We start from the raw sequence: 11,647 nt of genomic DNA, 5'->3' as shown, positions 1-11,647 counted from the left end.
CTTGATACTAAGAGAATAACCAAAAAAACCTCAAAATAGAAGTTATTAAATTAATCAATAAATGAAATAAAAGTAGTCATTAGTCCGATAATGAAGCAATTTTTTAGTAATCGGAGGTATAAAAGCTTAATTAGGAATCATTAAGCTCATTGTTTCCTTCGTTGATAAAAGGTAATTGTTAAAGAGAAATTAAATTCAATTATCGAACCTTAGTGGGTGCCAAAGAGGCCTAAATTTCCTGCTATCTAACCAATAGCCAGGGCCGATAAACCCTGAAAGGATATTTGGTCGGTTTATCAGACGAAAGAATGACAGATTATAGAAGACTATAAAAGTGGGTTGCGACCAAAGCAAATTAGTCAAGAAGACACCACCACCGAATAATTCCATGGAGAAGCCTGAAATGGCATAAGAAGGAAATTGGTGTAATCCTTGAACCTGTCTCAGAAGTTGCTGAAGCGGACAGTCTAGAGTCTACTAATATAGAATTATTTGTATTGAGTAGTTTATCACCTAACAAACCTGGAATCTTACCATTTATTAAATTACATCGCTCTGAATACAGTTGTTTAAAGATACTAGCGAATTAATGGAAACTAGAGTCCGAATAAAACTCAACCATCCATCCGGATGGGGAATAAAATATAACTTATAATCTAAAAAGACAAAAGTGAGCCATGGGACAATTTCTCCTGGGAAAAAGGATTAGAAGGTTCAGAAATTCTAAAGGTGAAATAACCGAAATAGTTATTAATCTCAATCTTTTCCAAGAACGAACCAGATTAACTGACAGGTTAACAGCACGAAAATGTGGAAGTCTACTAGTCAGAAAATCAATCCCTGGAAATTCATCATGTCGGAACCATTAGAGACGCTCGCTCATTGGCAAAGGGCGATGAACAAAAAACATTTGTCCTTTGTCAGGTTTGTCATCGTAAAAAGACCAACCAACAATAAGGGATATTAGAAGATTCAAAAAGAGTAAAAGGTCAAGAATAAACATTTAACCAGTGGTGACACGAAGTTAAACCCGGAACAGGGATAAATTATGGAAAGCGGTGTGCTGGGAAACTTGCTCGCACCGTTTGGACGGGGGCTGTTGGTAATAGTTGATGAAAATAAATCTTATCGACGAAACGCCAATAATCTATCCGTATCTTGGGAAATGTATGTAGTGTTTGTGCTTAAGAAAAAAATAACTTAAGGCATTTAAATTTATTAAATGACGGCTTTGAAGTTCTAAGAATTTATTTATAAATAATAATAAGTTGATGAATGTAAAAATAAAGTGCCACAGAGACGAATTGATTAGAAATAATCAAGTGAAACGCGGTAAACCCCTCAAGCTAGCAACCCAAAAAAAGGTAGGGGCATATAAAAGTTAATATTCCCCTTTTTATAAGAAAAAAATTAATTTTTATACTATTTTCACAAATAGAGATAAATGATCACACTTATTGATTAAATAAGAACAGAACATGGCTTATGCACATTATGTTTCTTACCTTAAGAATCTTTTTGAAAAAAGATTCTTTTTTTATTTATAATTCAATATAATTATTAATGAAAAAATATAATAGTATAATATTATGGGTTATGATTTGTAAAGTAGGAGTTTTACATTTTTATATGAATAAAGAAGATATGACAGAACAAGAATTAATTAGAAGAGTTAAATTAGAGAATTTAAAGAAAAATAATATAGAACCTTTTTGTAACCAATTTATAGAAACTAACTCGATTAATTCTTTATTATTGCAATATCAGTCTTGGACAGCTAATCAATTAAAGCAATCTCAAATTGTAGTTTCTGTAGCTGGTAGAATTATTTCAAAAAGGATACAGGGTAAAGCTGGTTTTGCTAATATACTTGATTTTGATTCTGATATACAAATTTATGTTCGAAGTGATATTATTACACTGAAAGAGTTTAAAATTTATAGTTGGTCTGATTTAGGTGATATTGTTGGTGTTCAAGGTATATTGTTTAAAACTAATAGAGGTGAATTAACTGTTAAGGTTTTTAAATTGGTAATGTTAAGTAAAGGTTTACGACCACTTCCTGATAAATATAAAGGTTTGCAGGATAAAGAGATAATGCGTAAAAAACGTTATTTAGATTTAATTGTTAATTCTCAAACTCGTAAAACTTTCGTTGATAGATCGAAAATTATTCGTTTTCTTAGAGATTTTTTTAATAATGAAAATTTTTTAGAGGTTGAAACTTCTGTCTTAAATGCTTGTGTTGGCGGAGCTAATGCTAGACCTTTTGTTACTCATCATAATACTTTAAATGCCGATTTTTATTTAAGAATCGCTACAGAAATTTCTTTAAAAAAATTAATTGTTGGCGGTATGAAAGCTATCTATGAAATAGGGAAAGTATTTCGTAATGAAGGTATGGATGCTAGTCATAATCCTGAATTCACAACTATAGAAGCTTATTTAGCTTATGCTGATATGAATAGTATGATGCATTTGGTAGAAAAATGTTTAAAAGAAGTTTGTTATAAACTTTTAGGTAAATTAGAATTTAATTATCAAGGCAATTTGATTAAATTTAATCATTTTTATAAATATGATATGATAGAAATTATTAAAGAGAAAACTAATATTGATTTTAATGAAAATATGTCTTATACGTTGTGTCAAGAATTAGCTCAAAAACATAATATTCCTTTAGAAGATTTTTATAAAAAAGGTCATATTATAGCTGCTTTTTTTGAAAAATTTGTAGAACCAGATCTGATTCAACCTACTTTTATTTTTAATTATCCTATAGAGATTAGTCCTTTAGCTCAAGTAAATCCGCAAAATCCACAATTAACAGAAAGATTTGAATTGTTTGTAGCTGGTAAAGAATTGGTAAATGCTTTTAGTGAATTAAATGATCCTATCGAACAAAGAAAACGTTTTGAAGAGCAAATATTGCAAAAACAATTAGGAAATGATGAAGCTCATGAATTAGATGAAGATTTTATAGAAGCTTTAGAATACGGAATGCCTCCTACTGGTGGTTTAGGTATAGGAATAGATCGTTTAATAATGCTATTAACTAATAATTCTAATATTCGTGATGTAATTTTGTTTCCTCATTTAAAAAAATAATATAGGCATTATTACAATATTATAAGAATTAATTATTAATTTGTGGTTCCATTTTATTAGTGGAGGATTGATAATAATGAACAATGTATTTTTATTTTGTAAAATAAAAAAATTATTTTTATATTTTTTAAAGATTATAAACCATTCTCAGATTTATTCTGATATTGATTATGAGAATATGGATAATATTTATATTATTAAATTAGCTGATAAAATTCTAGAACAATTTTCATTGTCGGAAATTACACTTAATATTGAATTTTTACAAGAACATTTGTTATATTATTTTCAAGAACTAGAATCGTTTTTGCCTACTCAAGAATATAATTTGTATATGATTATAATATTTTTGGAATCTTTTTATTTTGCCGAATTTCAAATAGTAAATCATGATGAAAATGCTAACATTTTGCATTATTTTGAAACAGAGTATGACAAACGAAATTTAAAAAAAATTTTTAATTAAAATTATATTAGATTATAATTTATTTGTTTATATTGAAAAATTATAATTATTTTATATATAAGTGATGTTCGAATTTAATATAAAATTGGTTATTGTAGTAAGAAAGTGTTTTAATATTTTATGACAGGAGTTTTTTATTTACAAAGTTTTTATAGTGTTAAAAAAAGTGTTAATTCTATAGAATCTTTAGTTAAAAAAGCACATGAAAGTAAATATAATTTTGTCGCTTTAAGTGATTTTGAAAATTTATATGGAATGATGGAATTAATTAAGTTTTGTCGGAAATATAAAATTAAACCTATTATAGGGACGCAAATTTATATTTATTTTGACCTTTTAAAATATCGTGATGTTAAAATTAGTTTTTTGGTTTATGCTTTTAATAATAATGGCATTAATAATTTAATTAAAATTTTAAATTTTATTCAATTAAATCAGAAAATAACTTTAATGGAAATCCAAAAGTTTCAAGACGGTATTTTTGGTATTTTATCTAATTTAGATTTTTTTTTATGTAATATTTTAAAAGATAAAGTTATAGATCTAAATAATTATGAAAATGAAAATTTTATTTTTGAAACTTTAAGATTTTTTCAGATACATATTAAACAATTATTTTTTGGATTTTCTTTGCAATCTTTTTTATTACAAGATTATGCTGGTTTTTTTTTAAATATAGTTAAAAAAATAAATTTAAAAGTAGTTTTAGTTAATAAGACTAATTATTTGGTTTCAGAAGAAAAATTAATTTATGAATGTTTATGTAAAATAAGTAATTTTCAAAATGAAAATCGAAAATTTATTCATTATGATCGGATCGAGGAACAAATAGAGTTAGATGTTAAATTTATTGATAAAACGCAAATTCAAGAACGTTATCAACTTTATAATATTAGTGATTCTGAATTATTTCTTGATTTAGAAAAATTTTTACCATTGATTCACTATAATATTGTTTTTCCTTCTGATGTATGCTCGTTTAAACATAATTTATCTTGTGATAATTTTGAATATTTACAAAAAAAAGCTAATTATTTTTTAACAACTTATTTACAAAACAATATAAATTTAGAAAAACATATTTTTTATATTCAACAATTGCGAAAAGAATTAATTTTGATTAAAAAAATGAATTATGTTGATTATTTTTTGATTGTTTTTGATTTAATAAAATACGCTAAAAATAAAAAAATTTTAATAGGTCCTGGAAGAGGTTCTTCAGTTGGTTCTTTATTGTGTTTTTGTTTAGGGATTACTGAAATCGACCCTTTAAAATATAATTTGCTTTTTGAGAGATTTTTGAATTGCAAAAGAACAACTGTTCCTGATATCGATATAGATGTTCCTGATGATCAGGTTGTTACTTTGTTGCGATATCTTGTAGATAAATACGGAATTGAACACATAGCTAATTTAATTACTTTTCAAAAATATTCCGAAGATTCGTTTCGTATAGATTTAGAGTTTATTCGAAAAACTGGTATTGACATTGATATACAATTTATTTGTTCTAAATTTTCATCTGTTATTAAAGGAATTCCTAGATTAGTTGGTACTCATCCTTCAGGACTTGTTATTACTAAATCAGATTTATCTCAACATTTACCTATTCAAAAAAATTCTAATAATTCTGTGATATTATATCGTTTGCAATTCGATAATAAACAGTTAGAAAAATTAGGTTTTATTAAATTAGATTTGTTAAATTTACGAAATCTTTTTTTAATTAGTAAAATTTTAAATTTGATCGAACAAACGGGAAAAATCCAAATTAATTGGTTTAATATATCACTAAATGATGTTCATACTTATAATACGTTAAAACAAGGGGATACTAAATATATTTTTCAATTAGACTCTGTTTCTGCTATAAAAATTATACAAATTATTAAACCTAAAACATTTGAAGATTTGATTGCTGTTTTATCTTTTAATAGACCTGGTGCTATAAAATTTGTAGATCTTTATATAAAAAATAGAATCAAGAAGGAATTAAATTTTACTGGTATAGGTGTTGTTGATAAAATATTATATGATACTTACGGTGTAGTTTTGTATCAAGAACAAATAATGAGGATAGCTTCAGAATTTGCAGGTTATGATTTAGGGCAAGCAGATTTATTTATGAGACAAATTATGGCTAAATCTTCTGAATCTAGTGATTTTAATTTAAAAAAAAGATTTATTGATCAAAGTGTTTTATATCGAAGAACAGTAAAATCAGCTAGTCAAGTTTATGATTATATTGCGCAATTTTCTAGTTATATTTTTAATAAAAGTCATGGCGCAGCTTATGCTTTGATTAGTTATAGAATGGCTTATTTAAAAACTAATTATTTGCTTTATTTTGGGATGGTTTATTTAGAAGAATATCCTAATGATTATATAACTATTAAAAAATGGCTATCCAAAATAAAAGAATATATTCCAATTCAAAAACCTAATATTTTATATAGTAATGTTAAGAGTTGTCGAATTTTATATGATCAACTCTTTTTACCTTTAAATTTTATTAAAGATATTACTTCAGAAATATTCAATACTTTGATAAAAGAACGTTCTATAAAAAAATTTGAAAATTTTTATGATTTTAAAATTAGATTAAAAGAAGTTTTAAATAAGGAATTATTGCAAAAATTGATTTTTGCTGGCGCTTTAGATAATGTATTTGATTTAACTCGTGTTCAATTGCTTCAAGATTGTGATTTGGATTATATAGAACATAGTCAATATTTAAATGATTTTTGTAAAAAAAAATCTAAAAATAATGAATATAATCAATATATTTTAAATTATAATTTTCAAAATGCTTTTAAATTAAAATTAGATATGTTAGATTAATAATAATTTTATTATAGGAGGTAATAACGAATTTTGTTTAAGAATAATTGGGATGTTGTTTTGGAAAATTTAATAGATAGTAAATTTTGGCAAAAAAAATGGGTTATTATTTTTTTTTATCTTTTAAATATTTTGATTTTTGTATTTATTATTTCTTGGAAATTAAATAATAGAATCGTTTACATAAATAATCAAATAAATTTTTCTAATGTTTTTGATAGTCATCAAGTATATCAATATCAAATTAATGATCCTCAAGAATTAGAAGAAACTATTATTTGTTTAAAATCTATGTTAATTTTTATTATTCAGGGTATTTTTATTTTTAGTTTTAAAAAAGGATTTTTAGGAATTACTTTAGGCACTTTTGTAGGAGTATTTGTAGGTTTAGGATTAGCTATGATTTATCCATCATTTATTTATTTATTAGAATTAATTTACAAAGGAGTTTTTAAAGTTTAAAGGAAATAATATTAATTACAATCTTTTAATAAAGTAATTTGTAATTAATATTTGTTTATGTTTATGAGTTTGTCTAATAATTTTATATTACGTAAAGTTATCTCAGTAAGTTATTTTCTTTCTTTAGCTATTTTTATAGATTTAGTTAGCAAATTTTTAACTCCTTTTTTAAATTTAACTTTAGGCGGTCAAATATTTAAATTTTCTTTGGTTATTTTATGTTTATCAGGTATTTATAATAGTTTTTCAACACATTTGTTAATTTGTGTTTTATATTCAGCTTTTCATTTGATAAAAAGTTATAATTTTTTATTATCTTTAGATCAATTATTTTTATTTACTAAAATGCAATTATTAATTTCGTGTATTTTTGATTATATTTTGCCTGATTTATTATTAAGTTTAGTAGGATTATTTATCGATAAAAAAACATTTATTACTAAAAATAAAAAAAATATTTTTTTTGGTTTATTATTGGTATATTTCTTGAGAAGTTTTTGTTTTTTTATTTCAAGTTATTGGGTTTATGCTAATATGCAATTATCTTTAGGTAATTTATGGTATGATTGGTTATTTAATGTATTCCATTTACATAATGTTAATGAAAAACTATTATTAATTTGTTTTACTTATTGTTTAATTTTGTTTATTATTAATGTAATCTTAAGTAATTTTTTTTTATTTTTAATATTATCCAAAATTACTTCTTTTTTTGATAAATATTTATAAAATTTTCTTTTTTAATGTTAAAATAGTTAGTATAGTTAAATTAATTTTCTTTTCTTATTTGTGTTGTTAAGGGTTTTATTATATTAGATTAAGAGATTAAGATGTTTTTTATCTAATTTGATTAATATTTATTTGAAGAGGTGAAGAAATTATTTATTATTATCAAATGCCACAAGTTGTTAACAAAGAAGATATTCATGAGATATCATCTATTCAAAAATTATTATTTCAAAACGGTTTAATAAGCGATCTAGTTCATGAATATGTTGTAATTAAAGATTTAAATGATAAATTAATTGGAGTTGTTGGTCGATATTACAATAATATTAGATGTTTAGCTATTGATCCTGAATATCGAGGTTATAATTTGACTAATTTATTGATTAGTTTTATTATTAAAAGAATTTATAAAGAAAATTTTAATGAAATTTTTGTTTTTACAAAACCTATTAATTTTGCTATTTTTAAAAAATTAGGTTTTAAGTTAATTTATTTTAACGAAGATTTTGGTTTTTTTACCAATAGATATGATTATTTTGAAGAGTATTTGCTTTATTTATCAGAGATACGAAAAAAAAATATTGTATCTAATTGGAATAATATATCTGCTATCATTATGAATGCTAATCCTTTTACTAAAGGTCATAAATATTTAGTGGGCGCCAAAGAGGCCTAAATTTCGTGCTATCTAACCAATAGCCAGGGCGCCGATAAACCCTGAAAGGATATGGTCGGTTTATCAGACGAAAGAATGATAGATTATAGCAGACCATAAAAGCGGGTTGCGACCAAAGCAAATTAGTCAAGAAGACGCCGCCACCAAATAATTCCATGGAGAAGCCTGCAATGGCCTAAGAAGGAAAATGGATGTAATATTAAACCTGTTCCGGAAGTTGCTTAAACGGACAGTCCAGAGTCTACTAGTATATAACTAAGGTACTGAGTAGTTTATCGGATAAAGAAACCTGGAATCAGCCTCCCGAACAAAGAGGTTACTTCCACCTAAAGAATTAAGGTAGAAATTTAGCGTAACTTGGAGAATCCTAAGACTAAGTAATTCAATTTACCAATCAGGAAATAAAGTTCTGATAGTTAAGGATAAGGAATCTGTTTAGTAGTCGTAAGAGTAAATCTAGTTTTGGAATAAGCTAGCTAATCGTCTTACCAAGAAGAGAGTTAACCACTCTTATAGGGCGAAAGCAGAAAGTAATTTATTGTTTATTCATGGAGACCATATAGACAAAAGATCTATGAAGTGTTAGTATCGCAACTTCTTCGGATAATGAATAAAATTCCTGACCAATCTTTAAAACAATATATATTAAAAAAACAAGAACTCAAATGGGCAATGAACTACTTAATTAATACTTATCTCGCGTTTAATCCGGTTGCTTACCAATAATGGGACAGGAACACCAGAAATAGACAGGAAAACAATTAATGATATGGCTTTAAACAAATTAAGAAATATCACCAAAAACATGTTCACAACCAATATAAACCCAAAATCGGTTAAAAGAGTTCACATTCTGAAGGGAAAGGGTAAATCGAGACCACTCAGAATCCTGACCATTTAAGATAGAACTATATACAAAAAGTTTTGGAACAATTATGAACTCCCTGCTTTGAAAACCTCTTCTCGGAATGGAGTTTTGGATTTAGATCCAAGCAATCAGGATTAGACGTTATCAAGCGAATAAAACAGAGATTCAAGGTTATTAACTACCTGTTTAAAATTGATATTGAAGGTTTTTAATACCCATTAATCATGACATCCTCTATAAAAGGCTTCACAAGTACATCCAAAAAAAAGTACTCAAAACCATTTAAGGATGGCTACAAGCAGATATCATGGATAAGGATGGCAATACCAATCAATGTCAGGTTCTCCGCAAAAGGAAAATTATCTTCTCGCTGCTCGCTAATATCTATTTAGATTATCTAGATAGGAAATTAGAGAACTTAGTTAATACAGGTAAATCACAGTTCAAAACCAATCCCGAGTAATAAACAGCTGGGTAATCTCAACCTTAACTCTCAGGTAGAATATTTAAAAGATATGCTGATGATTTTATTGAGGGAGACCGTTAAAAAGGTATACTAACAACTACGGTTGGAAGAAGGGGAATAAAACGGTACATGACCAAACCTTAACCGTTGAAAATCATGAGGGCCTACAAAACAATTGTCCGAGGAATTATCCAATATTTTTATGGTAGGGAATCTTAGTCAACTAATGTACTTAAATTACATCGCTGAATACAGTTGTTTAAAGATACTAGCGAATTAATGGAAACTAGAGTCCGAATAAAACTCAACCATCCATCCGGATGGGGAATAAAATATAACTTATAATCTAAAAAGACAAAAGTGAGCCATGAGACAATTTCTCCTGGGAAAAAGGATTAGAAGGTTCAGAAACTCTAAAGGCGAAATAACCGAAATAGTTATTAATCTCAATCTTTTCCAAGAACGAACCAGATTAATTGACAGGTTAACAGCACGAAAATGTGGAAGTCTACTAGTCAGAAAATCAATCCCTGGAAATTCATCATGTCGGAACCATTAGAGACGCTCGCTCATTGGCAAAGGGCGATGAACAAAAAACAATTGTCCTTTGTCAGGTTTGTCACTGTAAAAAGACCAACCAACAATAAGGGATATTAGAAGATTCAAAAAGAGTAAAAGGTCAAGAATAAACATTTAACCAGTGGTGACACGAAGTTAAACCCGGAACAGGGATAAATTATGGAAAGCGGTGTGCTGGGAAACTTGCTCGCACCGTTTGAACGGGGGCTGTTGGTAATAGTTGATAGAAAAACCAATCTTATCAAGGAAACGCCAATAATCTATCCGTATTTGTGATGAAAAAAATTTATTTAAATCATCAGAAATCAACTTATATAATCAAAATTCAGAAAAAAATATATATCAAAAAAGTTCAGAAGATCAAAATGTTTATTTTGATTTTAAAGAACAAATTTTAGATGTAGCTGATGAAAAATTAAAATTTGCAGTGCAAGAGAATTATATTCCTATTTTTTTTGATAAATCTAAAACCGATGAAGAAATTGTAAAATTTTTGAGAGAAATCAGTGAAGATACTCTTGTTAGAATTATGAATGAAACTTATGACAATAGGAATCTAAATATTTTAGATTTTTTTATAAATTTCAAAATCGATGATTATTTTGAAGATTTTAAAAAAACAATTTTAAATGTTTTTGATGATAAAATGATAAATTCCTTTAGAAAAAATTTTATTTCAAGAATTATTTTTAGCGAATCAATGACTGATGAACAAATTATGGAATTTTTGAGAAGTACAAAAGGTATAAATTTTTTTTTGTTTTTAATCGTTGGTGAAAGATTTGAAGTTTACAGAAATCAAAAGGGCGCCAAAGATGCCTAAATTTCCTGTTATTTAACCAATAACCAGGGCTGATAAACCCTGAAAGGATTATGGTTGGTAGGGCAAACGAAAGAATGTCAGATTACAGCAAACCATAAAAGCGGGTTAAGACGAAAGCAAATTAGTCAAGATGACCCCGCCACCGAATAATTTTATGGAGAAGCCTGAAATGGCCTAAGAAGGTAAATTGATGTAATTTCTGAACCTGTCTCGGAAGTTGCTTAAACGGACAGTCCAGAGTCTACTAGTATATATTTTGAGTACTGAGTAGTTTATCGAATAAAGAAACCTGGAATCAACCTCCAAAGGAGGACACTTCCCCTAAAGGATTAAGGTAGAAATTTAAGGTAACTTGGAGAATCCTAAAACTAAGTAATTAAGTTTACTAATTCGGAAATAAAAGTCCGGATGGTCAAGGATAAAGAATCTTCTTAGTAGTCGTAAAGGTAAACCTAGATTTGGAATAATTTAGTTAATCGTCTTACCGAGAAGAGAGTTAATTACTCTTATAGGGCGAAAGAAGAAAGTAATTTATTATTTATTCAATGGCATCAAGGAAGGAGTTGATATATCATATCAACAACGGTTTCATCAGAAACTAAACTTTCACGAACATTGAATAGAATTCA

At 26.7% G+C, this 11,647-nt stretch carries 7 protein-coding genes and 1 other RNA gene; all 8 read left to right on the top strand.

The genetic code is table 11. The features are described from left to right. Positions 1-1,095: 1,095 nt before the first annotated feature. Positions 1,096-1,491, top strand: an RNA gene (gene rnpB / locus OC701_RS01785) — RNase P RNA component class B. 138 nt (positions 1,492-1,629) lie between these two features. Continuing rightward, on the top strand, positions 1,630-3,108 hold the full coding sequence (gene lysS / locus OC701_RS01780) for a lysine--tRNA ligase (protein ID WP_304514392.1): 1,479 nt from the start codon (positions 1,630-1,632) through the stop codon (positions 3,106-3,108). Between the two features lie 76 nt (positions 3,109-3,184). Next, positions 3,185-3,574 carry a hypothetical protein gene (locus OC701_RS01775; RefSeq protein ID WP_304514391.1) on the top strand — a complete coding sequence of 130 codons (390 nt, stop codon included), beginning with the start codon at positions 3,185-3,187 and terminating at the stop codon, positions 3,572-3,574. A 120-nt stretch (positions 3,575-3,694) separates the two neighbouring features. Continuing rightward, on the top strand, positions 3,695-6,415 hold the full coding sequence (locus tag OC701_RS01770; RefSeq protein WP_304514390.1) for a PHP domain-containing protein: 2,721 nt from the start codon (positions 3,695-3,697) through the stop codon (positions 6,413-6,415). Positions 6,416-6,448: 33 nt separating this feature from the next. Then, positions 6,449-6,877 carry a hypothetical protein gene (locus tag OC701_RS01765; RefSeq protein ID WP_304514389.1) on the top strand — a complete coding sequence of 143 codons (429 nt, stop codon included), beginning with the start codon at positions 6,449-6,451 and terminating at the stop codon, positions 6,875-6,877. A 57-nt stretch (positions 6,878-6,934) separates the two neighbouring features. Continuing rightward, complete coding sequence (locus OC701_RS01760) at positions 6,935-7,606, top strand: hypothetical protein (RefSeq protein ID WP_304514388.1); 672 nt, start codon at positions 6,935-6,937, stop codon at positions 7,604-7,606. A gap of 166 nt (positions 7,607-7,772) precedes the next feature. Then, positions 7,773-8,282: a nucleotidyl transferase family protein gene (locus tag OC701_RS01755; RefSeq protein WP_304514387.1), complete on the top strand. Its 510-nt coding sequence runs from the start codon at positions 7,773-7,775 to the stop codon at positions 8,280-8,282. A 2,340-nt stretch (positions 8,283-10,622) separates the two neighbouring features. Next, positions 10,623-11,018 carry a hypothetical protein gene (locus OC701_RS01750; protein ID WP_304514386.1) on the top strand — a complete coding sequence of 132 codons (396 nt, stop codon included), beginning with the start codon at positions 10,623-10,625 and terminating at the stop codon, positions 11,016-11,018. Positions 11,019-11,647: the final 629 nt, after the last annotated feature.

Source organism: Candidatus Phytoplasma bonamiae, assembly GCF_030586845.1.
Classification (GTDB): Bacteria; Bacillota_I; Bacilli_A; order Acholeplasmatales; family Acholeplasmataceae; genus Phytoplasma; species Phytoplasma bonamiae.
This window is presented reverse-complemented; position numbering and strand designations above follow the sequence as displayed.